At 74.1% G+C, this 24,000-nt stretch carries 26 protein-coding genes; 13 read left to right on the forward strand and 13 right to left on the reverse strand.

What is annotated here, in order from left to right:
• Positions 1 to 100: 100 nt before the first annotated feature.
• On the forward strand, positions 101 to 316 hold the full coding sequence (locus tag AB0G14_RS03190) for a hypothetical protein (protein WP_357693205.1): 216 nt from the start codon (positions 101 to 103) through the stop codon (positions 314 to 316).
• An 80-nt stretch (positions 317 to 396) separates the two neighbouring features.
• Here the strand turns inward: AB0G14_RS03190 and AB0G14_RS03195 are convergent, their stop codons facing one another.
• The gene (locus AB0G14_RS03195) at positions 397 to 1,089 is read right to left on the reverse strand and encodes a Crp/Fnr family transcriptional regulator (protein ID WP_350707996.1); all 693 of its coding nucleotides are present in this window, start codon (positions 1,087 to 1,089) and stop codon (positions 397 to 399) included.
• A gap of 386 nt (positions 1,090 to 1,475) precedes the next feature.
• On the opposite strand from AB0G14_RS03195, the gene AB0G14_RS03200 reads away from it, so the two are divergent.
• The 4 genes from AB0G14_RS03200 (at position 1,476) to proC (ending at position 4,637) form a co-directional block, all read left to right on the forward strand.
• Positions 1,476 to 1,973, forward strand: coding sequence for a polyadenylate-specific 3'-exoribonuclease AS (locus tag AB0G14_RS03200; RefSeq protein WP_357693350.1), 498 nt, complete (start codon positions 1,476 to 1,478; stop codon positions 1,971 to 1,973).
• Between the two features lie 61 nt (positions 1,974 to 2,034).
• Positions 2,035 to 2,538, forward strand: a complete 504-nt coding sequence (locus AB0G14_RS03205) for a pyridoxamine 5'-phosphate oxidase family protein (protein WP_357693207.1) — start codon at positions 2,035 to 2,037, stop codon at positions 2,536 to 2,538.
• 178 nt (positions 2,539 to 2,716) lie between these two features.
• Positions 2,717 to 3,745, forward strand: coding sequence for a 6-phosphofructokinase (locus AB0G14_RS03210; RefSeq protein WP_357693209.1), 1,029 nt, complete (start codon positions 2,717 to 2,719; stop codon positions 3,743 to 3,745).
• Between the two features lie 73 nt (positions 3,746 to 3,818).
• Entirely contained in the window at positions 3,819 to 4,637 is an 819-nt protein-coding gene (proC, locus tag AB0G14_RS03215; protein WP_350683692.1) for a pyrroline-5-carboxylate reductase, read from the forward strand.
• A 127-nt stretch (positions 4,638 to 4,764) separates the two neighbouring features.
• Here proC and AB0G14_RS03220 read toward each other — a convergent pair whose 3' ends face one another.
• Together AB0G14_RS03220 and AB0G14_RS03225 are read right to left on the reverse strand one after the other, a co-directional pair.
• Complete coding sequence (locus AB0G14_RS03220) at positions 4,765 to 5,202, reverse strand: VOC family protein (RefSeq protein ID WP_357693211.1); 438 nt, start codon at positions 5,200 to 5,202, stop codon at positions 4,765 to 4,767.
• A gap of 1 nt (position 5,203) precedes the next feature.
• A complete protein-coding gene (locus AB0G14_RS03225; RefSeq protein ID WP_357693213.1) occupies positions 5,204 to 5,788 on the reverse strand; it encodes a DinB family protein in 585 nt (194 codons plus the stop codon).
• Positions 5,789 to 5,850: 62 nt separating this feature from the next.
• Between AB0G14_RS03225 and AB0G14_RS03230 the strand changes: the two genes are divergently transcribed.
• Positions 5,851 to 6,810 carry a YafY family protein gene (locus tag AB0G14_RS03230; RefSeq protein WP_357693215.1) on the forward strand — a complete coding sequence of 320 codons (960 nt, stop codon included), beginning with the start codon at positions 5,851 to 5,853 and terminating at the stop codon, positions 6,808 to 6,810.
• Positions 6,811 to 6,876: 66 nt separating this feature from the next.
• On the opposite strand, the gene AB0G14_RS03235 is transcribed toward AB0G14_RS03230, so the two are convergent.
• Both AB0G14_RS03235 and AB0G14_RS03240 read right to left on the reverse strand, forming a co-directional pair.
• The gene (locus tag AB0G14_RS03235) at positions 6,877 to 7,473 is read right to left on the reverse strand and encodes a flavoprotein (RefSeq protein ID WP_357693217.1); all 597 of its coding nucleotides are present in this window, start codon (positions 7,471 to 7,473) and stop codon (positions 6,877 to 6,879) included.
• A 244-nt stretch (positions 7,474 to 7,717) separates the two neighbouring features.
• Positions 7,718 to 9,010 carry a DUF1343 domain-containing protein gene (locus tag AB0G14_RS03240; RefSeq protein ID WP_357693219.1) on the reverse strand — a complete coding sequence of 431 codons (1,293 nt, stop codon included), beginning with the start codon at positions 9,008 to 9,010 and terminating at the stop codon, positions 7,718 to 7,720.
• A gap of 158 nt (positions 9,011 to 9,168) precedes the next feature.
• Here AB0G14_RS03240 and AB0G14_RS03245 point away from each other — a divergent pair, with 158 nt between their 5' ends.
• On the forward strand, positions 9,169 to 9,519 hold the full coding sequence (locus tag AB0G14_RS03245; protein ID WP_357693221.1) for a DUF2203 domain-containing protein: 351 nt from the start codon (positions 9,169 to 9,171) through the stop codon (positions 9,517 to 9,519).
• 77 nt (positions 9,520 to 9,596) lie between these two features.
• Here AB0G14_RS03245 and AB0G14_RS03250 read toward each other — a convergent pair whose 3' ends face one another.
• Positions 9,597 to 9,815 carry a heavy-metal-associated domain-containing protein gene (locus tag AB0G14_RS03250; protein ID WP_357693223.1) on the reverse strand — a complete coding sequence of 73 codons (219 nt, stop codon included), beginning with the start codon at positions 9,813 to 9,815 and terminating at the stop codon, positions 9,597 to 9,599.
• Entirely contained in the window at positions 9,812 to 10,261 is a 450-nt protein-coding gene (locus AB0G14_RS03255) for a nuclear transport factor 2 family protein (RefSeq protein ID WP_357693225.1), read from the reverse strand. Before AB0G14_RS03255 ends, AB0G14_RS03250 begins: the two co-directional genes overlap by 4 nt.
• A gap of 83 nt (positions 10,262 to 10,344) precedes the next feature.
• Between AB0G14_RS03255 and AB0G14_RS03260 the strand changes: the two genes are divergently transcribed.
• Positions 10,345 to 10,935 (forward strand): TetR/AcrR family transcriptional regulator, encoded by a 591-nt coding sequence (locus tag AB0G14_RS03260; RefSeq protein WP_357693227.1) that lies wholly within the window; start codon positions 10,345 to 10,347, stop codon positions 10,933 to 10,935.
• Between the two features lie 92 nt (positions 10,936 to 11,027).
• Here the strand turns inward: AB0G14_RS03260 and AB0G14_RS03265 are convergent, their stop codons facing one another.
• The gene (locus AB0G14_RS03265; RefSeq protein ID WP_357693229.1) at positions 11,028 to 11,702 is read right to left on the reverse strand and encodes an NAD(P)-binding domain-containing protein; all 675 of its coding nucleotides are present in this window, start codon (positions 11,700 to 11,702) and stop codon (positions 11,028 to 11,030) included.
• 203 nt (positions 11,703 to 11,905) lie between these two features.
• Positions 11,906 to 12,400: a glutathione peroxidase gene (locus AB0G14_RS03270; RefSeq protein WP_350712132.1), complete on the reverse strand. Its 495-nt coding sequence runs from the start codon at positions 12,398 to 12,400 to the stop codon at positions 11,906 to 11,908.
• 165 nt (positions 12,401 to 12,565) lie between these two features.
• Between AB0G14_RS03270 and AB0G14_RS03275 the strand changes: the two genes are divergently transcribed.
• From AB0G14_RS03275 to AB0G14_RS03290, 4 genes are all read left to right on the forward strand, one after another.
• Positions 12,566 to 14,152, forward strand: a complete 1,587-nt coding sequence (locus AB0G14_RS03275) for a glycosyl hydrolase family 18 protein (RefSeq protein WP_357693231.1) — start codon at positions 12,566 to 12,568, stop codon at positions 14,150 to 14,152.
• Between the two features lie 236 nt (positions 14,153 to 14,388).
• Positions 14,389 to 14,871 carry a hypothetical protein gene (locus AB0G14_RS03280; RefSeq protein ID WP_357693233.1) on the forward strand — a complete coding sequence of 161 codons (483 nt, stop codon included), beginning with the start codon at positions 14,389 to 14,391 and terminating at the stop codon, positions 14,869 to 14,871.
• Between the two features lie 87 nt (positions 14,872 to 14,958).
• The gene (locus AB0G14_RS03285) at positions 14,959 to 16,365 is read left to right on the forward strand and encodes a class II 3-deoxy-7-phosphoheptulonate synthase (protein WP_350712129.1); all 1,407 of its coding nucleotides are present in this window, start codon (positions 14,959 to 14,961) and stop codon (positions 16,363 to 16,365) included.
• Positions 16,358 to 17,389: a GntG family PLP-dependent aldolase gene (locus tag AB0G14_RS03290; RefSeq protein WP_357693235.1), complete on the forward strand. Its 1,032-nt coding sequence runs from the start codon at positions 16,358 to 16,360 to the stop codon at positions 17,387 to 17,389. Before AB0G14_RS03285 ends, AB0G14_RS03290 begins: the two co-directional genes overlap by 8 nt.
• A 155-nt stretch (positions 17,390 to 17,544) precedes the next feature.
• On the opposite strand, the gene AB0G14_RS03295 is transcribed toward AB0G14_RS03290, so the two are convergent.
• Together AB0G14_RS03295 and pknB are read right to left on the reverse strand one after the other, a co-directional pair.
• On the reverse strand, positions 17,545 to 18,423 hold the full coding sequence (locus tag AB0G14_RS03295; RefSeq protein WP_357693352.1) for a deoxyribonuclease IV: 879 nt from the start codon (positions 18,421 to 18,423) through the stop codon (positions 17,545 to 17,547).
• Between the two features lie 38 nt (positions 18,424 to 18,461).
• Entirely contained in the window at positions 18,462 to 20,453 is a 1,992-nt protein-coding gene (gene pknB / locus AB0G14_RS03300) for a Stk1 family PASTA domain-containing Ser/Thr kinase (protein WP_357693237.1), read from the reverse strand.
• Between the two features lie 194 nt (positions 20,454 to 20,647).
• Here pknB and AB0G14_RS03305 point away from each other — a divergent pair, with 194 nt between their 5' ends.
• On the forward strand, positions 20,648 to 21,010 hold the full coding sequence (locus AB0G14_RS03305) for an Rv2175c family DNA-binding protein (RefSeq protein WP_357693354.1): 363 nt from the start codon (positions 20,648 to 20,650) through the stop codon (positions 21,008 to 21,010).
• Positions 21,011 to 21,178: 168 nt separating this feature from the next.
• Here AB0G14_RS03305 and AB0G14_RS03310 read toward each other — a convergent pair whose 3' ends face one another.
• Positions 21,179 to 22,261 (reverse strand): polyprenyl synthetase family protein, encoded by a 1,083-nt coding sequence (locus AB0G14_RS03310; protein ID WP_357693239.1) that lies wholly within the window; start codon positions 22,259 to 22,261, stop codon positions 21,179 to 21,181.
• Positions 22,262 to 22,270: 9 nt separating this feature from the next.
• Positions 22,271 to 23,773, reverse strand: coding sequence for a transcriptional regulator (locus tag AB0G14_RS03315; protein WP_357693241.1), 1,503 nt, complete (start codon positions 23,771 to 23,773; stop codon positions 22,271 to 22,273).
• Between the last annotated feature and the right edge of the window lie 227 nt (positions 23,774 to 24,000).

A 24,000-nucleotide genomic window follows, 5' to 3' on the forward strand; every position in this document is an offset into this window, starting at 1 on the left:
TCGGGTACCGGGCTGTTGGCTTGTGGACAGTCCACCGGCCGGTCCTGCGGCTACAGTCAGGCGGCTGATTTGTAGAACAACGACCACAGGGGGACGCCCGATGGTGTACGTGATGCTGCAGAGCGACTGGACCGACAGCAACGGGGTGAGCCACTTCGCGGGCGACTCCGTCGACGTGGACGCCGCCACGCTGGCGACGCTCCAGGCGCAGGGGATCGTCAGCGAGCAGTCCGGCGGCGGCAGCAAGGACGGCACGGAGTGGGCCGGGCCGGGCAGCACGACCAACTGGGCCGGGCCGGGCAGCGCCACGCCCTGACCCCCGCACCTGCGAAAGGGCCGGAGCAGCCGCTCCGGCCCTTTCCATGCGGTTGGCGGAGCCGCGCGGGGGCGTACGCCTCAGCGGTCGTTCATGCCGGCGCGGCGGCGCAGCGCCGCGACGTCGGTGACCACGATCCGGCGGCCCTCGGTGCGCAGCCAGCCGCGGTTGGCGAACGACCCGATCGCCTGGTTGACGCTCTGCCGCGAGCCGCCGGCCATCTCGGCGAGCTGGCTCTGGTTGAGCTCGATCGTGATCATCGGGGCCTGGCTCTCGCCGGCCAGCCGCACCAGGGTCTTGGCCACCCGGCCGGGCAGGTCCAGGAAGACGTGGTCGGCGTTCTGCTCGGTGAGCCGGCGGATCAGCCCGCCCAGCGAGCGCATCACCGCGTCGAGGATGCGCGGGTTGGAGTGCACCAGCTCCATGAACGCGCCCCGGGACAGCGCGAGCGCCGCGCAGTCCTCGATCGCCTCGGCCGAGGCCGAGCGGGTGGACGCGTCGAGCAGGGAGACCTCGCCCAGCACGTCGGGCGGGCGGATGACCGACAGCACCGCGCGCTCGCCGGTCGGCGCGGTGCGGAAGACCGCCACCGCGCCCCGGCGCAGCACGATCAGCGACTCGCCGGGGTCGTTCTCCACGAACAGCAGTTGACCCTTGCGGTACGTCCGGGGGACCGCCGCCGCGATGACCCGTTGCCGGACCTCCGGCTCGAGCCCGGCGAACATCTCCACACCCGTGAGCGCGTCACCCGGCTCCGGCAGGCGCATCTCCACGGCCCAACCCCTCCCCGGTCCAGGACCACAACTCGCTCACCGGGTGAACCTGAAGGCCCTCGACGAGGTGAACTGACACCGGTTCGGCGTCCGGTAGCGGTACACATCAGATCATGACTGTCCTGTCGCTTGCTGTACACCCCTCAAATCACTTCCGTGACACTCCCGAGCTGCGACGACCGGCATGGTGGGAGCCGGATCCGGTTCCCGGGCGGACCGCCGGGGGGCGGGGGCGGATCCGGTCGCACCGGTGACCACGGTCGGCGGACGCGGGGGGCGGGACCACCCTCGCGCCCGCCGGCCGGCGGGCCCCGGTGCCGCCGGCGGCCGGGCGCGGCAACCCCCGGTCGCCGGCACGGGGCCGGCGTGGGCGAGGATGGCCGGTGATGGTCTACCGCTACTTCTACGACTGCGAGTTCATCGAGGACGGCCGCATCGTCGACCTGGTGTCGATCGGCGTCGTCGACGAGTACGGCCGCGAGTTCTACGCCGTGTCGACCGAGTTCGACGACTCGCGGGCCGTGCCCTGGGTGCGCCGCAACGTGCTCGACAAGCTGCCGTCCCCGGCGGACCGCGCCTGGCGCTCCCGGGAGCGCATCCGCGACGAGCTCTACGACTTCCTCGTCGAGCCGGTCAGGGACCGGCCGGGCGAGCAGTTGGAGCTCTGGGCCTGGTACGCGGCGTACGACCACGTGGTCCTCGCGCAGCTGTGGGGGGCGATGCCGGCGCTGCCCCGGGAGATCCCCCGGTTCACCAAGGAGCTGCGCCAGCTCTGGGACGACCGGGGTAGGCCGACGCTGCCGGACGCCGCGTCGGCCCGGCACGACGCGTTGGTCGACGCGCGACACAACCTGACGCGCTGGCGGGCGATGACCGGTAAGTAGGTTTGGTCGGTTCTGTCCCGGGCACCGGTGCGCAAGCGAGCCGATGCGAGGGAGCGGTCCCATGAGTAACCAACCGAGCAGCGCCGCCGACGCCCGACGCCGCGTCACCGAGCTGGTCCGCGAGGCGCGGATCTGCATGCTGACCACGATCGCCGTGGACGGCCGCATGGTGAGCCGGCCGATGGGCCTGCAGGAGGCGGAGTTCGACGGCGACCTGTGGTTCTTCGCGTACGCCGACTCGGCCAAGGTCCGGCAGATCCGGGTGAACCCGGAGGTCAACGTCGCCTTCTCCGACTCGAAGCGCGACGCCTGGGTCTCGATCTCCGGCACCGCCCGGGAGGGCTACGACCGCGCGAAGGCCGAGGAGCTGTGGAGTCCGCTGCTCAAGGCCTGGTTCCCGGACGGGCTGGACACTCCCGGGATCACGCTGATCAAGGTGCACGCCGGCTCCGCGGAGTACTGGGACTCGCCGTCCGGCACGGTGGTCAACCTGTTCGGCCACGCCAGGGCGGCGGTGACCGGGAAGCCGCCGAAGGCGGGGGCGAACCACGAGGTCGGCTACTGACCGGTAGGCCGACCGGCCGGTGGGACGGCCCGGGGCGCGGTGCCGGCGTACACCTTCGGCGACTACAGTGCGCACTGACGGCCCGCCCCGGGCCGGCAACGGCGCCGATGGTCTGATTCGACACATATCCTGGGGCAAATCGGGCTTCACCTGATGCTCCCAGGAGGATGAGCAGATCATGCGTATCGGCGTGCTCACCGGCGGCGGCGACTGCCCAGGTCTCAACGCGGTCATCCGGGCGGTGGTCCGCAAGGGCGTCGCCAGCTACGGCCACGAGTTCGTGGGTTTCCGGGACGGTTGGAAGGGTCCTCTGGAGGGCCTGTCCCGCCCCCTGGGCATCGCGGAGGTCCGCGGCATCCTGCCGCGCGGCGGCACCATCCTCGGTTCGTCCCGGACGAACCCGTTCAAGATCGAGAACGGCGTCGAGCGGATCAAGGACAACCTCGCCGCGCAGGGCGTCGACGCGCTCATCGCGATCGGCGGCGAGGACACCCTCGGCGTGGCCACCAAGCTGCACGAGCTCGGGGTCCACGTGATCGGCGTGCCGAAGACGATCGACAACGACCTCGGCGCCACCGACTACACCTTCGGCTTCGACACCGCGGTCAACATCGCGATGGAGGCCATCGACCGGCTGCACACCACCGCCGAGAGCCACCACCGCACCCTCGTGGTCGAGGTGATGGGCCGGCACGCCGGCTGGATCGCCCTGCACGCCGGCCTGGCCGGCGGCGCCAACGTGATCCTGCTGCCGGAGCGGCAGTTCGACGTCGAGCAGGTCGCCGGCTACGTCGAGAAGCGCTTCCAGCACCAGTACGCCCCGATCGTCGTGGTCGCCGAGGGCGCCCAGCCGCTCGACGGCCAGATGGTGCTGCACAACCAGGAGCTCGACGCGTTCGGTCACGTCCGCCTCGGCGGCATCGGCCAGTGGCTGGCCGAGCAGTTGGAGGCCAAGACCGGCAAGGAGGCCCGCACGGTCGTGCTCGGGCACATCCAGCGCGGCGGCACCCCGACCGCGTTCGACCGGGTGCTCGCCACCCGGCTCGGCCTGCACGCGATCGACGCGGCGCACGAGGGCGACTGGGGCAAGATGGTCGCCATGCAGAGCACGGACATCGTCCGCGTTCCGCTGGCCGAGGCGACCCGCGAGCTGAAGACCGTGCCGCTGGAGCGGTACGCCGAGGCCGAGGTCTTCTTCGGCAGCTGATCGAGGTGTCGACGGCGCGGCCGGCCGCAGGGCCGCCGCGCCGTCGACCACGACAGGAGGGGGTACGCCCGCGATGTCGTCCGGGGTGCACACGGTCGCGGTGATCGGGGCGGGCAAGATCGGTGAGCTGATGCTCTCCGGGCTGCTGCGCTCCGGATGGCCGGTGGACCGGCTGCTGGCCACCGCCCGCCGGCCCGCCCGCGCCGAGGAGCTGACCGCCCGCTACGGCGTACGGGTGGTCGACAACCTGGCCGCGGTGGACGAGGCCGAGGTGCTCGCCGTCTCGGTCAAACCGCAGGACGCGGCAGCGCTGCTGGAGGAGATCGGGCCGAAGGTGCCCGCCGACAAGCTCGTGATCTCGCTCTGCGCCGGCCTGCCCACCAGCTTCTTCAACCGGCGGCTGCCCGACGGCACCCCCGTGGTGCGGGTGATGACCAACACCCCCGCCCTGGTCGACCAGGCGATGACCGCGATCTCCGCCGGCGCGCACGCCACCGGGGCGCACCTCGCGCTGGCCGAGGAGATGTTCAAGCCGCTCGGCTCGACCATCCGGGTGCCCGAGTCGCAGCAGGACGCGGTGACCGCGCTGTCCGGCTCCGGGCCGGCGTACTTCTACCTCCTGGTCGAGGCGATGATCGACGCGGGCATCCTGCTCGGCCTGCCCCGGCAGGTCGCGCACGAGCTGATCGTGCAGACCGCGATCGGCTCCGCGGTGATGCTGCGCGACTCCGGCGAGCACCCGGTGAAGCTGCGCGAGGCGGTCACCTCGCCGGCTGGCACCACCATCTCCGCCGTGCGCGAGCTGGAGAAGCACGGCGTACGCGCGGCGCTGCTCGCCGCGCTCGAGGCCGCCCGGGACCGGGCCCGGGAACTGGCCGCCCAGGCCGACTGACCCGTCGTGGTCCGACCTCGCGGGTCGGGACTCCGACACGTCTGTCGGCCGGTGGCCGGTACGACCGGCACGGCCGGGGTCGACGGGTCCGGACGCGCCGATGTCGCCGGTCCCGCCGCGCGGCTGGTCAGTCGAGGCAGAACTCGTTGCCCTCGGGGTCGGCCATCACGATGTGACCGGCGCCGAGCGGGGGATCGGGATCGTGGCGCCTGAGCCGGGTGGCGCCGCGCGAGACGAGCCGCTCGGCCTCCGCCTCCAGGGCCGCCATCCGCGCGTCGCCGACGAGCCCGGGGGCGGCGCGCACGTCGAGGTGCACGCGGTTCTTGGCCTGCTTCCCCTCCGGCACCCGTTGGAAGAACAGCCGCGGCCGGGAGCCCTCGGGGTCGACCAGCCCGGAGGCGTCGTTGCGGTTCTCGGGCGGCACGCCCATCGCCTCCAGTGCCTGCTCCCACGACTCGAAGCCCCCGGGCGGGGCCTGCAACTGGTAACCGAGGGCGTCGGCCCAGAACGCCGCCAACCCGGCCGGGTCGGCGCAGTCGAAAGTGATCTGAACGTCGCGGGCCATCTCAGCTCGCCTCCCGTCGGGCCTGCTGGTGATCGTGCAGGTAGAGGTCGCGGAGCAGGCACACCTCGGCCAGATGGTGGATCAGCTCGCGGTTGACGTGCAGCACCAGCGCCGCCAGCGGACGCTCGGCGTACGGCCCCTCGGCCGCCCCGCACGGGCGGGCGAGGCCGGTTTCGCCGAGGGACTCGACCCCGGCCAGCCACGTGGCGTACTCCGCGTCGAGCTGGGCCAGCGCCGCGGTCGCGGTCGAGGCGTACCCGAACGACTGGTAGTCGGTGGGCGCGTGACCGAAGTGCGCGGCGTTGCGCATCGCGAGCACGCCGACGATCACGTGCCCGAGTCGCCAGGCGATCGTCGTGACCGGTGGCGGGTCGGGCACCGGCATCGCGAAGTCGATGGTCATCGCGCCGGACCCGGCCCGCACCGGTGCGGCGCCGGTGCCGCGCGGGCGCACGCTCCAGCAGCCGGGCGACGGCTCCCAGAAGTACTCGTCGTCGGTGAGTCCGTCGAGACGCTCGCGTAGCTGGTGGGTCCAGTGCCAGGCGAGCTGATCCCGGAGCAGGAGATTCCAGGTCTGGTCGGTCATGGTTCCCAGCCTCCCGTAGATAGCGGACAGGATCGTTCCGCGATCCGTGGAACGATGAACGGGTGACCGTCGAGGCGACGACCGAGCGGGTGCTGCGGTTGCTGGCGTTGCTGCAGCGCCGGCCGTCCTGGACCGCCGCCGAGCTCGCCGCCGAGCTGAAGGTCACCGACCGCTCGGTGCGCCGCGACGTGGAGCGGCTGCGCGCGCTCGGCTACCCCGTGCACGCGACGGCGGGCGTCGGCGGCGGCTACCAGCTCGGCGCGGGCACCCGGCTGCCGCCGCTGCTCCTCGACGACGAGGAGGCGATCGCGACGGCGGTGTCCCTGCGGCTGGCGTCGGGGGGCACGGTCGCCGGGGCGGGCGAGGCGGCGCTGCGGGCGCTCGCGAAACTCGACCAGGTGATGCCGCCCCGGCTGCGCGCCGAGGTGCGGGCGGTGCACGGTGCCACCGAGACCCTGGTCGGCCCCGGGGTCGAGATCGACGCGGAGCTGCTGATGACGCTCGCGCGGGCCTGCCGCGACGCCGTGCGGGTGCGGTTCCGCTACGCCGGCCGCGACGGCGGGGAGCGTGAGCGCACGGTCGAGCCGGTGCGGATGGTCACCACCGGCCGCCGCTGGTACCTGATGGCCCGGGACGTCGACCGCGACGACTGGCGCACCTTCCGGCTGGACCGGATGCGCGAGGTGGTGGCGACGACCTGGCGCTTCCGGGCGAGGGAGCATCCGGACCCGGTCGCCTACGTGCAGCGGTCCGTGACCGAGGCACCGTACCGGTATGTCGCCCGGGTGCGGGTGCACGCCCGGCCCGACCGGGTGCGGGAGCTGGTGCCGCCCCAGGTGGGGCGCGTCGAGGACGACCGCGACGGGTGGTGCGTGCTCGTCGTCGGCGGGGAGAAACTGGACTGGCTCGCCGTGCACGTGGCCCGGCTGGGCTTCGAGGCGGAGGTGCTGGAACCTCCGGAGCTGCGGGAGGCCGTCGCCCTGCTCGCCCGCCGCCTCTCGGCGATGGCCGGGACAGGCTGACGCCGGGCATGCCGGCCTTGCTGTCGGCGGAGGGCGCCGACACCGACCTCACGGGTCCGTGGCGGGTCAGCCGGACCGCAGCGCCAGGTCGTCGGCGCGGTGCGCCCGGCCCGCGCCGGCCTGCGCGGGGACCCGGGCGAACCGCGTCCAGGCGGAGACCACCTGCTCGGCGGCGTGCCACGGGAAGGGGTCGCTGACCTCGTCGGCCGCCTCGGCGGGCCCGGTGACCGTCACGCCCCAGTGCCGCAGCCGCGCCAGGCTCTCGAGGAAGGCGGGGTGCCGGGCGAGCGCCGGCTCCGGGGCGGGCACGACGAGGACCGGCAGGCCGACGGCGGTCGCCTCGTTGAGCAGCCGCAGGGCCCGGTTGTCGTTGAGGCCGTACGCCCACTTGTTGACCAGGTCGAAGCTGGCCGGCGCGACCGCGTAGGCGTCGGCCGGCGGCAGTGGGTACAGCGTCTCCGGCTGCTCCTCCTCGTGGACCGGGTGGCGGGTGAGGTCGGCGAGCGCGGCCCGGTCGATCGCGGCCGTCGCGTCCGGGGTGGCGATGACGTGGACCTCCCAGCTCAGCTCCTGGCAGGCCGCGACGAACGGGGCGAGTCCGGCGGCGGGCTCGGCGCCGCAGACCACGAGGTGCAGGACAGGCGATCGTGACTTCCCGGGCATGACGCTCCTATCGGCGTGACGTGTCCCGCGCCAGTCGTGGCGAGATGCCGCCGGTCGTGCGGCGGGACGTCGATCGCCTGCGTCACCGGCGATCTCGCCGATCGAGTGGCTCCGGATGTCCGTGGGGGATCCCGAGAGCCGAGCGTATCGAGCCGGTCACCGACGTGAGCCCGTTTCCGGTGAACCGGCCGGACCGGCGGCGGCGGGCCGCCGAACAGCTGAGCGTCGGGTCAGCCGGACGTCCCTAGTAGAGCAGGTGGGGCGCCCGCCGCCGGTCGAACTCGGCCAGCTCGTCGGCCCAGGCGCCGACCACGTCGGCCACGTCGGCGCCCGCGTCGATCATCGTGCGCAGCCGCGGCGATCCGGTCAGCTTGTCCACCCAGTACGGTCGCACGGCGTCCCACGAGTCGCGTCGCCACGCGAACGCCGGGTACTTGCGCGCCTCCACCAGCATCGCGACCGCCGTCCGGATCGGGTCGTACGTCGCCCGGTCGACGACCTTCACCTCCACCCCGGCGCAGAGCTTGTTGAGCAGTGCCGGCTTCTGCCCGGCCGCCGTCGGCGTGAAGTACGCCTCGCGGAACTCGACGCCGGGCAGGTCACGCGCGTTGAGCCGGTCGGACCAGTGGTAGTCGAAGTCGCCGGCCAGGCCGCCGATCAGCTCGAACGGCCTGCAGGTGCCCCGGCCCTCGGTGAGCGAGGCGACGCCCTCGAACAGGCCGGTGCCGGGATAGACCAGCGCGGTGTCCGGGGTGGGCATGTTCGGGCTGGGCATCACCCAGGGCAGGTCGGTGTCGGCGCCCAGCCTGTCGCGCTTCCAGTGCCGGCACCGGACCACGTGCAGGTCGACGGGCCGCCCCGCCGCGGCGGGCAGGAACTCCGCGTTGAAGAACCCGGCCAGCTCGCCCACGGTCATCCCGTGCTGCTGGACGATCTCCTTGAGGCCCACGCCGGAGGTGTAGGCGGGCGTCATCATCGGCCCGTAGGCCCGGCCGCCGACCGGGTTCGGCCGGTCCAGCACGACGTACCGCTTGCCGACGCGGGCGGCGGCCACCATCGAGGTGTACATCGTCCAGATGTACGTGTAGAAGCGGACGCCCACGTCCTGGATGTCGAAGACGACGGTGTCGACGCCGGCCTCGGTGAACATGGTCTCCCACTTGGCCTGGGAGGCCCCGTACGCGTCGTAGACGGTGATCCCGGTGCGGGCGTCGACGCCCGTGCCCTCGCTGCCGCCGGCCTGCGCCGAGCCACGGAAGCCGTGCTCGGGACCGAACGCCGCGGCCAGCCGCACCGTGCCCGAGGCGTGCATCAGGTCGACCAGGTGGCGGTAGGACGCGTCCACCCCGGTGGGGTTGGAGATCACGCCGACCCGCTGGCCGGCGAGGTCCGCGAAGTCGGACCCGACGAGGACGTCGAGGCCGGTCTCCACGCGGCGGATGCCGGGTACCGCGTTGCCGGGCGTGCCAGGGGCCGCCACCGCGACCGCGCCCGCGGTCACCGCACCCGCACCGGCCAGGAACTTCCTGCGCTCCATGTCGACCTCCCGTCGGTTGCGTCGAAACTTAGCTACGCATTGATGCCCCGTCAAGGAAGGTTAGCTACATGGCGGGAGGCGGTGCGGACCGCGCGCGGAGCCACCGGCGCGGCGGCGTCCGCCCGTGCCGCCCGGACGTGGTGCTCCATACTGGCCCGGTGTTCACCCTCGCCCAGGCCCGCCACCTGATCGCCACGCTGCGCCCGCGCGTCGACGAGCTGATCCGGCTGCGGGCCGACCTGGCCGAACTGCGCGCCGACCTGGCCGACCGGGGCGCCAGCCCGCTCGGCGGACGGGCCGAGGTCAAGGGGCTGGAGGCCCGGCTGCACGCCCTCGTCGAGGAGCTGCACTCCCACGACATTCAGGTCAAGGGCATCGCGCCGGTGCTGCTCGACTTCCCCGGCGAGCGGGCCGGCCGGCCGGTGCTCTGGTGCTGGCTGGAGGGAGACACCGACGTGCGCTGGTACCACCGCGTCGAGTGCGGCTTCGCCGGCCGCCGCCCGGTCTGACGCGGCGGCGCGGGACCGGCCGGCACGCGACGCACGGCCACGCCGGCTGCCGTGCCTCCGGCGGGTTGGCGGGCAGGCTACTCCGGAAGCGGGTCGGTGAGTTCGTAGCCCGCTTCCTCGACGGCGGCGCGCACCTCGGCGACGGCGAGAACCCTGTCGCTGGTCACCGTGACCGTGCCGGCCTCGACGTCGACCGCCACGGCGGTGACGCCCCGCAGGCGCTCGATCTCCTCGGTGACGAAGGCCGCGCAGTGCCCGCAGGCCATGCCGCTCACGGCCCAGGAGGCGGTGGTCATGCCGACTCCGCCGGCAGGTCGCGCGCCCGCGGTGCCGGCTGGCCCGGAGCGGGTTCGGGATCGGCGGGCACGGTGCGGGTGAGCATGTGCGACCGGCGCATCCGACCGTCGGGGGTGAACTGTCCGAAGAAGTGCACCTCCATGGCGAGGGGCCGCTTCGGGTTGTCCACGTGCAGCGTGTACCGCGCGGCGACGCGGTCCCCGTGCGCCAGCGCCTCGTGCACCTCGATGCGGCTGTCGGGCCTCTTCCTGCGCACCGGGCGGGTGTGCGCCACCAGCTTGTCGCGGTCCATCCGGTGCCCGTCGGCGACCTGGACGATGTCGGGCGTGTGGTAGCGGTCGACGATCAGCCCGGCGTCCTCGTCGCTGCCCAGCAGGTCGGCGGTGAAGGAGGTGAAGAAGTCGGCGATGAACTGCTCGGGGTCGGTGTCATGGCGTGGACGCATGGCGCTCCCGTCTCGTGGCGCGGGGGATAACTCTTACAGCTTGTAAGATATGGACGCCCGGCAACTTTGGCAAGATGTAAGAGATGACCTCGTCCCCGAAGCGCCGCGCCGACGCCCTGCGGAGCAGGGCCGCCGTCCTGGACGCGGCCGTGCGGCTCCTCAGCGCCCACCCCGACGCGAGCGTCGAGGCCGTCGCCTCGGCCGCGGGAGTGACCCGGCAGACCGTCTACGCCCACTTCTCGTCCCGGCAGCAGTTGCTGGCGGCGGTCCTCGACCGGGTCACCGAGGAGGTCGTCGCCGCGATGGACGCCGCCGACACCGACACCGGGCCGGCCGCCGACGCGTTGCTGCGCATGCTCGACGTCAGCGCCCGCGAGGCCGGGAAGTACCGCGGCCTGCTCCAGGCGATCAGCGCCCTGCCGGTGAGCCCGCAGGCCGACCAGGAGCGTCACGCGCCGGTCGCCGACCGACTCGGGCGGGTGGTCCGGCGCGGCCAGGAGGCCGGCGAGTTCGACGACCGGCTCCCGGCCGACTGGTTCGTCGCGGTGGTCGTCAAGCTGGGCCACGCCGCGAGCGAGGAGGCCGACGCCGGCCGGATGTCCGAGGCGGACGCGACGGCGGCGCTCCGCACCAGCCTGCTCCGCGTGCTCGGCGCGCCCACCCCACCCGGGTGAGCGGCACGTCCGGCGGTGGCCATCCGGGGACGACGGCCGGCACCGCCCCGCTGGTCGGTGCCGGTCAGCGTCCGTTCACCGCCGCGGCGTGCTCAGCGGGTGGCGGCGGCCAGGGCGGCGCGCACCGTGGCGGCGTCGGCCGGCGCCTCGCGCTCCCAGTTCGCCGGGTCGGCCGAGTAGATGGTCCCGTACGCCGGCGTGTCCGGCTGGTAGCGCCAACTCTCGGCGAGCGTCCCGGCGTCGACGGCGTCGTAGCCGATCCGGTCGAGGAAGGCCGTGGCGTCGGCCTTCGCGCCCGCTTCGTCGCCGCCGACCGGCAACGCGCTGCGGTCGGCGGCGCCGGCGGGCCGGGCCAGCGCGTGCAGGTGCTTGAAGAAGATGTTGTTGAAGACCTTGACCACCCGCGACCGCGGCAGGTGCCGCTGCAGCAGCTCGCTGCTGGTGACCGAGCCGGCGTCGAGCTCGGGGAAGGTGCCGTCCCGCTCCGGGTAGTAGTTGTTGGTGTCCAGCACGACCTTGCCGACCAGCGGCTCGACCGGCACGTCCCGGTACGCCTTGAGCGGGATGGTGACGACCACCAGGTCGCCGGCCTCCGCCGCCTCCGCCGGGGTGGCCGCCCGGGCATGCGCCCCCAGCTCGTCGACGAGGTCCTTGAGGGTCTCCGGGCCGCGCGAGTTGCTCAGCACCACGTCGTAGCCGGCGGCCACCGCCAGCCGCGCCACCGTCCCGCCGATGTGTCCACTGCCGATCAGTCCCACAGTTGTCATGTCGGTGCCCAACTCCGTTCGCTGCGGCCGTATTCCCTATCGGTGCGGTCGACAATTCCTGCCGTCGCCGCGCTGGCGGCGGGGGCGCGGCCGGCGGCGGCGATGGGTGGCCCGTACGCCCAACGTACCGCCGACCGTGGTCCGGCGGACACGGAGCGGCACCGTTGCGTCCACGGGGGAGCCGAGCCGGCGCCGGGTGGTGGTCAGGCCGCCGGGGGCAGCACCTTCTCGATCGCGGCGCGCAGCTCGGCCGCGTCGGGCTGGACGGTCGGCGCGAACCGGGCCGCGACCGTGCCGTCCGGCGCGACCAGGAACTTCTCGAAGTTCCACCGCACGTCGCCCGTGTGCCCCTCGGCGTCGGCGGTGCCCACCAGCGCGGCGTAGAGGGGGTGGCGGTCGGGGCCGTTGACGTCGACCTTCTCGGTCAGCGGGAAGGTCACCCCGTAGTTGACCTGGCAGAAGTCGCTGATCTCCTCGGCCGTGCCCGGCTCCTGGCCGGCGAACTGGTTGCAGGGCACGCCGAGCACCACCAGGCCGCGGTCGGCGTACTCGTCGTGCAGCGCCTGGAGGCCGGCGTACTGCGGGGTGAGGCCGCAGCGGGAGGCGACGTTGACCACCAGCAGCGCGCGTCCGCGGTGCTGCGCGAGGTTCGCCGGGCCGCCGGTCAGGGCGTCGATGTGGGTGTCGAAGACGGTCATGGGCCGAGGTTACGCGCCGCCGCCGGGCGCGCCGCGGGGCCGGGTGGAAGCCGACCGCGCTCCCAGCGGGAATCGATACATGTACATCTTGACGAAGTGATGACGAAGTGAGTAGCGTCGCAGCAACATTCTGGAAAGTTTCCTAACTGTTTGGGGTGACGCCACATGAAGAGATCGCTCCGCCGGGCCCTCTGGGTCGGCGCCGTCGTGGCGGTGACGGCCGCCACGGTCCCGATGGCCAGCGCGTTCGGCGCCGGCAGCGTGACCGCCGCCTTCGCCAAGGTGCAGGACTGGGGGACCGGTCACGAGACCCGGGTGACCGTCACCAACGGGTCGAGTTCCTCGGTGAGCACCTGGCGCATCGAGTTCGACCTGCCGTCGGGCACCAGCATCAGCAACTCCTGGGACGCGGACGTCACGCGCACCGGCGACCACTACGTCGCGGTCAAGAAGAGCTGGGCCGGCCCGCTCGCGCCCGGTGTCACCTTCAGCTGGGGCTACAACGGCACCGGCGGGTACAAGGCGCCGTTGAACTGCACGATCAACGGCGTGGCGTGCGGTGGCGGCAGCACCCCGCCGACCACCACCGCGCCGCCGACCACCACGCCGCCGCCCACCACTCCGCCGCCGGACCCGGGCGGCAAGAAGGTCGTCGGCTACTTCGCGCAGTGGGGCGTCTACGCCCGCAACTACCACGTCAAGAACATCCACACCAGCGGCTCGGCCGCCAAGCTGACCCACATCCTGTACGCCTTCGGCAACACCACCGGCGGCCGCTGCACGATCGGCGACAGCTACGCGGACTACGAGAAGGCGTACACCGCGGCGGACAGCGTCGACGGCGTCGCCGACACCTGGGACCAGCCGCTGCGCGGCAGCTTCAACCAGCTGCGCAAGCTCAAGAAGATGTACCCGAACCTCAAGGTGCTCTGGTCCTTCGGCGGCTGGACCTGGTCCGGCGGCTTCACCCAGGCCGCGCAGAACCCGGCCGCCTTCGCGGAGTCCTGCTACAACCTGGTCGAGGACCCGCGCTGGGCGGACGTCTTCGACGGCATCGACGTCGACTGGGAGTACCCGAACGCCTGCGGCCTCACCTGCGACGCCAGCGGCCCGAACGCCTTCAAGAACGTGGTCAGCGCGGTGCGCGCGAAGTTCGGCTCGTCGGCGCTGGTCACCGCCGCGATCACGGCGGACGGCAGCAACGGCGGCAAGATCGACGCCACCGACTACGCCGGCGCCGCACCGCACCTGAACTGGATCATGCCGATGACGTACGACTACTTCGGCGCCTTCAACGCGCAGGGCCCCACGGCCCCGCACTCCCCGCTCTACTCCTACCCCGGCATCCCGCAGCAGGGCTTCTGGTCCGACGCGGCCGTCCAGAAGCTCAAGAGCAAGGGCATCCCGTCCAACAAGCTGCTGCTCGGCATCGGCTTCTACGGCCGTGGCTGGACCGGGGTGACCCAGGCGGCTCCGGGCGGCAGTGCCACCGGGCCCGCACCGGGCACCTACGAGCAGGGCATCGAGGACTACAAGGTGCTCAAGAACAGCTGCCCGGCGACGGGCACCGTCGGCGGCACCGCGTACGCCAAGTGCGGCAGCAACTGGTGGAGCTACGACACCCCGTCGACCATCAACGGCAAGATGACGTACGCGAAGAACCAGGGCCTCGGTGGCGCGTTCTTCTGGGAGCTCTCCGGTGACACCGGCAACGGCGAGCTGATCGGCGCCATCAAGGGCGGTCTCGGCTAGGCCGCAGGCCGACGCACCACCCACACGGCGGGGAGGGACGACCCACCGGTCCCTCCCCGCCCGGCCGTGCCCCCTGACACCCGCCCCGCGCCCTCGGGCGTCGGCGAGCGGCGCCGCCGCCCGACGGGGAGCGGCGGCCCCGGACCGGTTCGGGCGCGGCGGATCGCCAGGCGCGTCGGTCGATGTGACAGACTCGCCGCTCAACGGGCTCGATGTCCACGGCGACGGAGGTGGCGATGCGCGCGACGCACGGGAGGCTGGCGGCGGGCGCCGTACTGCTCGGAACCCTGCCCTTCGCCCTGCTCGGCTGCGGCATCGGCAAGGAGGAGGACCCGGCGACCAAGCCCGGGCGGGCCCCGGCCGAGGAGGCCGCCGCCAAGTCGCGGGAGCGGGTGCAGGCGTACCTCGACGCGATGACCGCCAAGGACGTCGCGGCCGGCCGCAGCCAGCTCTGCGCCGTCCTGCAGGAGGGCTTCGACGCCGCCGCGACCGGCCCGAACGGCGACTTCGCCGACCACTTCACCGTCCCCCAGGCCGAGATCACCGACATCCGCCCGGGCCCCCAGGGCCAGGAGGTCAGCACCACGGTCTCGGTCAAGGCCGGCTCCCGCACGGTCGCCCGGCCACTGCTGTTCACGGTCACCCGCGACGGCGCCGACTGGTGCATCGCCGCCGAGGCGCCGGGCGGCCACTCCCCGGCTCCGGCCGCGACGCCCTGACCTGCGCTCCGGTGAGTCATCTCTCACCTGCCGGAACCCTGCCCTCCGCCGGGCGGTCGCCCGGGCGGTCGCCGTACGCTTTCTGTCATGCGCCATGAGTGGCATCAGCTGAGCCATCCCGCGGTGGGCAGCCCGGGGCTGCAGACCAGCCGCCCGACCATCGACTCCGCCGAGGACGCGGCCCTCGGCCTGGACCGCTGGCGGGAGCTGCCCCGCGCCCAGACCCCGCCGTGGCCGGACCCGGCCGGGGTCGCCGAGGTCTGCAAGGTGCTCGACACCGTGCCCTCGGTGGTGGCGCCCTACGAGGTCGACCAGCTCCGCCAGCGGCTCGCGCTGGTCTGCGAGGGCAAGGCGTTCCTGCTCCAGGGCGGTGACTGCGCGGAGACCTTCGCCGACAACACCGAGAGCCACCTGCTGGCCAACGCCCGCACCCTGCTCCAGATGGCGATCGTGCTCACCTACGGCGCCTCGCTGCCCGTGGTCAAGGTCGCCCGGGTCGCCGGGCAGTACACCAAGCCCCGGTCGCTGCCGACCGACGCGCGCGGGCTGCCGGCCTATCGCGGCGACATGATCAACTCGCTGGAGGCCACGCCGGAGGCGCGGGCCGCCGACCCGCAGCGGATGATCCGGGCGTACGCGAACTCGGCCGCCGCGATGAACATGCTCCGCGCCTACCTGGCCGGCGGGCTGGCCGACCTGCACGCCGTGCACGACTGGAACAAGGGCTTCGTGAAGAACTCGCCGGCCGGCGAGCGCTACGAGGCGATCGCCCGGGAGATCGACCGGGCGCTGGCGTTCATCCGCGCCTGCGGGATGACCGACGACGAGGCCCTGCGCACCGTCACCCTCTACTGCTCCCACGAGGCCCTCGCCCTGGAGTACGACCGGGCGCTCACCCGGGTCTCCGACCGCCGGGCGTACGGCCTGTCGGGGCACTTCCTGTGGATCGGCGAGCGCACCCGGCAGATCGACGGCGCGCACATCGACTTCATCTCCCGCATCGCCAACCCGATCGGGGTCAAGCTCGGCCCCACCACCACCCCGGACGAGGCGATCGAGCTCTGCGAGAAGCTCAACCCGGACAACATCCCCGGCCGGCTCACCCTGATCAGCCGGATGGGCAACCACAAGGTCCGCGACGCCCTGCCGCCGATCGTCGCCAAGGTGACCGCCGCCGGCGCCAAGGTGGTCTGGCAGTGCGACCCGATGCACGGCAACACGCACGAGTCGTCCAACGGCTACAAGACGCGGCACTTCGACCGCATCGTCGACGAGGTGCTCGGCTACTTCGAGGTGCACCGGGGCCTGGAGACCCACCCCGGCGGCCTGCACGTCGAGCTGACCGGTGAGGACGTCACCGAGTGCCTCGGCGGCGCCCAGGGCATCGAGGACCTCGACCTCCCCGACCGGTACGAGACCGCCTGCGACCCGCGACTGAACACCCAGCAGTCGCTGGAGCTGGCCTTCCTGGTGGCGGAGATGCTGCGTGGCTGACGAGATCGTCGACCTGCGTTCGGACACCGTGACCCGGCCCACGCCGGGGATGCGGGAGGCGATGGCCACCGCCGAGGTCGGCGACGACGTCTACGGCGAGGACCCGACGGTCAACGCCCTCGAAGCCGAGGTCGCCGCGCTGTTCGGGCACGAGGCGGCGCTGTTCGCCCCGACCGGGTCGATGGCCAACCAGATCGCCCTGCAACTGCTGGTGCCGCCCGGCAACGAACTGGTCTGCGACGCCGACGCCCACGTGGTGACGTACGAGATCGGGGCCGCCGCCGCGTACGGCGGCATCTCCTCTCGGACGTGGCCGGCGGTCGGCGCGGACATCGACCCGGACGCGGTCGCCGCCATGATCCGCCCGGACGGCTACTGGGCGGTGCCCACCCGCGCGATCGCGGTGGAGCAGACCCACAACCGGGGCGGCGGCGGGGTGATCCCGCTGGCCACCCTGCGCGAGCTGCGCCGGGTCGCCGACGACGCGCAGGTGGCGCTGCACTGCGACGGCGCCCGGATCTGGCACGCGCACGTCGCCGACGGCGTGTCGCTGGCCGAGTACGGCGCCCTCTTCGACACCCTGTCGGTCTGCCTCTCCAAGGGGCTCGGCGCGCCGGTCGGCTCGCTGGTCGTCGGCAGCGCCGAGCAGATCGAGCGGGCCCGGTTCATCCGTAAGCGGATGGGCGGTGGGATGCGGCAGGCCGGCATCCTCGCCGCCGCCGGCCGGTACGCGCTGGCCCATCACGTCGACCGGCTCGCCGCCGACCACGCGAAGGCGGCCCGGCTCGCCGAGGCGATCGCCCCGTTCGGGGTGCTGGCCGGCACGGTCCGGACCAACCTGGTGCCGCTGGACCTGACGAAGGCGCCGCTGGACGCGCACGCCCTGGCCGCCGCCGCCCGCGCCGAGGGTGTCCTCGTGTCGGTCCTCGGCCCTCGTGTCGCCCGCCTGGTCACCCACATGGACGTCGACGACGCCGGCATCGACCGGGCCGTCGAGGTCGTCACCCGCATCCTTCGGGGCTGACGCCCGGCGCGGGCACGCGGAGCCGCGCCGTCACGGAGGCCGCGGCGCGTCCGGGATGCGCGGGCGCCTGGGGGGATCGCGGCGCGTGGGCCCGGGCCGCCGCAGGCCGAACTCCGCCCAGCCGGCCCGTCGGACCGGGGCGGACGGGCGACGTCTCAGGGGTGCAGGCGTTTGAGGGTGGCGATGTCGGCGGCGTGGCCGACGTGCTTCTCCGTCGGGGTCTCCACCACGACCGGGACGCCGGCGGTGGCCGGGTGCGCCATCAGCTCGGCGAACGCCGGCTCGCCGATGGTGCCCTTGCCGATGTTCTCGTGCCGGTCCCGGGTCGAGCCGCACAGGTCCTTCGAGTCGTTCGCGTGCACCAGCCGCAGCCGCCCGGCCCCGACCGTCGCCACCAACGTGTCCAGCGTCGCGGTCATGCCGCCCTCGGCGGCCAGGTCGTGCCCCGCGGCCCAGGCGTGGCAGGTGTCGAAGCAGACCCCGAGCCAGGGATGCCCGTCCACCGCGTCGAGGTAGGGCCCGAGCCGTTCCACCCGGGAGGCCAGCGACCGGCCACCGCCCGCGCTCGGCTCGACCAGCAGCCGCGGGCCGCCCGCCGCCTCCGCCTCGTCGAGCAGCGGCAGCAGCGTCTCGCGGACCTGCCGCATCGCCGCGTCGGCGTGACTCTCGTCGACCGCGCTGCCGGCGTGGAAGACCACACCCTCGGCGCCGATCGCCCGGCCCCGGCGCAGCGCGTGGGCCAGCGTCTCCGCCGAGCGCTCGACCGTGTTGGCCGTGGGGGAGCCGAGGTTGACCAGCAGCGACGCGTGGATGAAGACCGGCAGGCCCCGCTCGCCGCAGCCGTCGCGGAACAGCGCGTCCTGGGCCGGGTCGCCGGCCGGCAGCGCCCAGCCCCGCGAGTTGGAGACGTAGACCTGCACGACCTGCGAGCCGGCCGCGTCGGCGTACGGCAGGGCCGCCTTCGCCAGGCCGCCGGAGGTGGGCGTGTGCGAGCCGACCGGCCGGTGCTGCGTCGTCCCGTCCTGCGTCGTCATCTCGTCCTGCGCCGTCATCTCGTGGTGTTCCGGCATCGTCACAGGCACCCGATGGTGACCTGGGTGCCCGGCGGCACCTGCGTGTTCTCCGGCGGGTTCTGGAAGCGGGTGATGCCGTTCGGGTTGAACTGGATCACCACCGGGAACTGCTGGCTCTCCAGCACCTGCTTGGCCTGCTGGCACGGCAGGTCGATGACCCGGGGCACGGGGACCAGCGGCGGGCCCTTGCTGATCTCCAGCTTGACCTTGGCGCCCCGCTCCACCCCGGCGCCGTCCGCCGGGCTCTGCCCGAGGACCTCGTCCCTGGGCTTGTCGGAGTCCTTGTAGGTGGGCGGCTCGACCAGCACCAGGCCCAGCTGGGCGAGGATCGTCCGGGCCTCGGCCAGGCTCTTGCCGACCAGGTTCGGCACCGAGATCGGGGCCTTGCCCTTGCTCAGGATCACGGTGACCTTGTCGCCCGGCTTGACCTCGGTGCCCACCTTCGGGTTGGTGTCCACCACGACGCCCGCGGGCAGGTTGTCGTCGTAGCGGGCGGTGCCCTTCGCCACCACCAGCTTCGCGTCGAGCAGGTCCGCCTCGGCCAGCTCGAACTCCTTGCCGACCACGTCGGGCACCGGGAAACGCTCCGGCCCCAGCGAGAGGGTCAGCGTGATCGTGCCGCCCTTGACGATGCGGGTGGCGGAGACCGGATCCTGCGCCAGGACGGCGTCCTTCGGGACCTTCTCGTCGTAGCGCGGCTCGGCGTAGGCGAGGGTGAAGCCGGCGCGGGCGGCCTGCGCCTCCGCGTCGGCCTTGCTCAGGGTCACCAGCTGCGGCGCCACCGTGTAGCGGCCGACCCCGAACCACCAGCCGCCCCCGGCGGCCACCAGGCCCAGCACCACCACGGCGGCGATGACCGCCATCCGGCCCCGCGGGTCGCCCATCACCCGGGCGCGCAGCGCGGACAGCCGCGACCGCGGTCTCTCGCCTTCCTCGGCCGCGGCCCGGCGACGGCCCGCCCGCGGCGCGCCGCCCTCGGGCAGCCGGGCCCAGGCCGGCCGCTCGGCCGGCTGGACCGCCGCGACCACCATCGTCGGCTGGGCCACCGCCGGCTCGTCGGTCACCCGGCGCAGCACGGCGGTACGCGTGTTCGCGTTGCCCAGGTCGTCCCGGGCCACCTGCACCTCGGCCAGCAGCGCGCCCGCGTCGGTCGGCCGGGCGCCCGGATCACGTCGGGTGGCCCGGGCGACCAGGTCGTCCAGCACCTTGGGCAGGCCGGGCACCAGCGTCGACGGCGCCGGGACGTCCCGGTCGACGTGCTGCCAGGCGACGTCGACCGGCCGGTCCCCGTCGTACGGCACCCGGCCGGTGAGCATCTCGAACAGCACGATGCCGGCGGAGTAGACGTCGGTGCGGGGGTCGGCGTGCCCCTCGGTGACCAGCTCCGGGGCGACGTACGCGACCGTGGCCATCAGCTGGTTGCCGTTCTCGTCGTCGGCGCTCGCCTCGACCGCCCGGGCCAGCCCGAAGTCGGCGACCTTGACCACGCTGTCGACGAGGTTGCCCGTGCCGCCGGTGGGTGCCTCGGCGACCAGCACGTTCTCCGGCTTCACGTCGCGGTGCACCAGCCCGGCCCGGTGCGCGGCGGCGATCGCGGCGAGCATCTGCTCGGCGATGGCCAGCGCCTCGTCGGGGTCGAGCCGACGCCGCTCGACGAGCACGTCGCGCAGGGTACGGCCGCGGACGTACTCCATCACCAGGTAGGGCAGGCCGGCGTGGGTGCCCTGGTCGTAGACCGCGACCACGTTCGGGTGGGTCAGCCGGGCGATCGTCTTCGCCTCGTCGGTGAACCGCTCCACGAAGCCCGCCGCCCGGGCCTGGGTCTCGGGCGCCTGGGACGGATGAATGATCTTGACCGCCACGGTGCGCTCGAGGCGCTCGTCGGTGGCGGTGTACACGGTCGCCATGCCGCCACGAGCCACGCGACCGCGGATGCGGTAGCGCCCGTCGATCAGCGAGCCCAGCAACGTGTCGGCGACCTGTGTGTCCATCGGCAGGGAGTCTATGTGCCCGGAGGGTGAAGGTTGAACAGGATGGTACAGCCGGGCCGCGACGGAAGCGTTCCCGTCGCGCTCGCGCCGCCTGTCCGACCTGCTCAGCCGCCTCATCGGGGTGCCGTTGGTTCCGGCCGGCCGGGGCATGGCAGGGTGGTCGGGTGACCGACTCCGTACCCGCCGACCGGGCCGTGCCCGCCCCCGAGACCGCCGGCCCCGCCGACGCCGCCGACTGGCTGACCCTGCCGGACGTGGCCGAGCGCCTCGACGTGTCGATCAGCAAGGTCCACCAGATGATCCGGGACCGCGAGCTGATCGCGGTGCGCCGCGACGGCGTCCGCCGGATCCCGACCGACCTGGTGGCCAACAAGACCGTGCTCAAGCACCTGCCCGGCGTGCTCAACCTGCTGGCCGACGCCGGCTACGACGACGAGGCCGCGCTGCGCTGGCTCTACGAGCCGGACGAGACCCTCCCCGGCGCCAACCCGGCGAAGGCGCTCGCCGGCGACCAGGCCCGCGAGATCAAGCGCCGCGCCCAAGCCCTCGGCTTCTAACCCCCGCCCCTCCCGCCCCCTCCCCGCCCTCCCGCCCCGGATCTTGCACTTTGTGCCCGGCATTTCCGGGCACACGGGACAAAACTCGGGCCGAACGTGCAAGATCGCGGCGCGGGGTGGGCTGGGGCGGGGTGGCGTGGGTGGGTGGGTGGCGTGGGTGGGGCGCGGTCAGTCTGTGCGGCGGGTGGCGGCGATGGCCAGGTCGACCAGGGACTGCCGGGCCTCGGTCTCCAGGTCGACCGTGGCCAGCGCGGCCAGCGCGGTGTCGGTCAGCGCGGCGATCCGCTGCTCGGTACGCGCCAGCGCGCCGCTGTCGCTGATCATCTCTCGCAGCCGGGCGACCCCGGTCTCGTCCAGCCCGGGATCGCCGAGCCCGCCGAGCAGCAGCTCGCGCCCCGCCTCGTCCGTCGCCTCCAGGGCCGCCGCCACCAGATAGGTCCGCTTGCCCTCGCGCAGGTCGTCGCCGGCGGGTTTGCCGGTCTGGGCCGGGTCGCCGAACACCCCCAGCACGTCGTCGCGGAGCTGGAACGCCTCGCCCAACGGCAGCCCGTACCCGGAGTACGCCGCCAGGACCTCGGCCGGTGCGTCGGCCAGCGCGGCGCCGAGCAGCACCGGCCGCTCGACCGTGTACTTCGCCGACTTGTAGCGGGCGACCTTGCCGGCCCGCTCCAGCGAGGTGTCGCCCGTGGCCTGGGTCAGCACGTCGAGGTACTGGCCGACGGTGACCTCCGTGCGCATCTCGTCGAAGACGGGCCGGGCGCGGGCGACCGTGCGCGGGTCCAGCCCGGAGGAGTGCAGCAGCTCGTCCGACCAGACCAGGCAGAGATCGCCCAGCAGGATGGCCGCGGCGTCGCCGAAGCCGTTCGCGTCGCCGCCCCAGCCGGCCGCCTGGTGCCGGGCCGCGAACCGGCGGTGCACCGCCGGCTCCCCGCGCCGGGTGTCGGAGCGGTCCATCAGGTCGTCGTGGATCAGCGCGCTGGCCTGCACGAACTCCAGCGCCGCGAGAGCGGTGACGACCTGGTCGGAGTCCACCCCGCCGGCGCCCCGGTAGCCCCAGTAGGCGAACGCCGGCCGCAGCCGCTTGCCGCCGCCCAGCACGAACGCCTCGATCGCCTCGGCGACCGGCTTCAGGGCGTCGTCGACGCCGGTCATCCAGGTGCGCTGACCGGCCAGGAACTCGGCCAGGGCCTTGTCGATCCGTTGACGCAGCCCGGCACGGTCGACCGGGGAAACGGGAGCAGCGTGGGTCACCCCACGACGCTAGCCGGTCGGGCTCGACCCCGCCGCACCGCCGGGGGCCCGACGCGCCGAGCGCGTCGCCGGACCCCGCCGGCCGCCCGGTCCGGGCGGCGACCCAGGGCGGGGCAGGTACGGGCCGGCCGTCGCGACCAGCGCCCGGTAGCGCCGGACGGCCGGCTCGTCGCCGTGCCCGGCCAGCCGCCGCCGCACCTCGGCCAGGTGGCCCAGCGCCCGGGGCGACCCGGCGCGCACCGCGTCGAGCAGCGCCTCGCCGGCCACGGCGCAGGCCCGCTCCACCTCGCCGAGCTGGAGGTAGCCGCGGGCCAGCCAGCCGCCGTAGATCGCCGAGGTGCGCGGGCGACCGGGCTGCCGGACGGCGTGCAGCGGCGCCTCGGCCGGGCGCGGCCGGCCCAGCGCGACCAGCGTGCGCCCGGCCATCGCCGCCAGCTCCAGGCCGTCGAGCCAGTAGAGCCACGGCGGCTCCCGGCCCGGCTCCGGCGCGCCGGTCACGCGGCGGGCCGCCTCGAGCGCCTGCCGCGCCGCCCCGGCCCGACCCCCGGTCGCTGCGGCCAGCGCCACCCGGTGCAGCAGCAGGGCGCGCAGGCCGGGGGTGGCCCACGGCCGCGCCCCGGCGTACGCCGTGCGGGCCAGCACCAGCGCGCCCTCCGGGTCGCCCACGCCGGCGAGCAGGTGGCTGGCCGAGCCGAGCACGTGCCCGGCGAACGCCGGGTCACCGGCGGTCGCGGCGGCGCGCAACGCCAACCGGTAGGCGTCCAGCGCGCCGGCCGCGTCCCCGGCGTCGGCGGCGAGCCAGCCGGCGAGCTGGGCCGACTCGGCCAGCTCGGGCAGCAGCCGGCGGCGCGCGGCCGGCCCGCATCCCGCCAGCGCCCGCACCGCCCGCCCCAGCCGGTACGCCCCGAGCCCGGCCAGGTCGGCCCCGCCGGCGAGGTCGTCGAGCCGGCGCAGCTCCGCCAGCCCTGCCGGCCGGGCACGCGGCCGGGCCGGGTGGGGCCCGGGTCGGTCGGCCACCACCGGAGCCGCCGGCCGGGCCGGGATCCGAGGCGGTGCGCCGGACCCGACTGGGCGGTCCCCGTCGTCGGCCGGCTGCCCGGACCCGGCCGGGCAGGTCTCGGCGTCGCCCGGGTCGTCGGTCGGTCGGGCGGGCGCGCCGGGCAGCAGCGCGGCGCGCGGGTCGACCAGCCAGCGCTGGGCCAGGGCGAGCAGCGCCGCCCGGGACCGGGACCCGCCGAAGGACGGCGGCGGACCGAGGCGCCGGGTCCGGGCCGCGGCGTCGGCCAGCAGGTCGAGCGGCACCGCGAGGACGACGGCGAGCCAGCCGAGCCAGAACTCGCCGGGGACGCGCAGCTGCCGTTCCCACCGGGAGACCTCGTGCCGGCTGAGCGTCGGCACCCCGGAGGCGGCGCAGAGCTCGACCGCGAGGCGCAACTGGCTCCAGCCCCGGGCCAGCCGGAGCTGGGCGAGCAGCGGCCCGAGCAGCTGCGGAGCGGGTGGGGGCGGCGTCATCGGTCCTCCGGGCGGGGCGTCGGCGCGGGCGGTGGCGCGGGCCCGGACGGGACCCGTGCGTCACCGGTGGAAGGCTGACCCCCGCGCGTGCCCCCGACAGGTCGCCCTCCGGCCGGCCCGCCCCGCGCTGCACCATGACTACTCCGGGGGTACGACGCTTTCCGGGCCCGGCCGGGCGGACCCGGGGCCGCCCCGCGCCGGCGACCTGTCTCCCGGCAGGCGGGTCC

The sequence above is a fragment of the Micromonospora sp. NPDC023814 genome (genome assembly GCF_040639595.1).
Taxonomy (GTDB): Bacteria; Actinomycetota; Actinomycetes; order Mycobacteriales; family Micromonosporaceae; genus Micromonospora.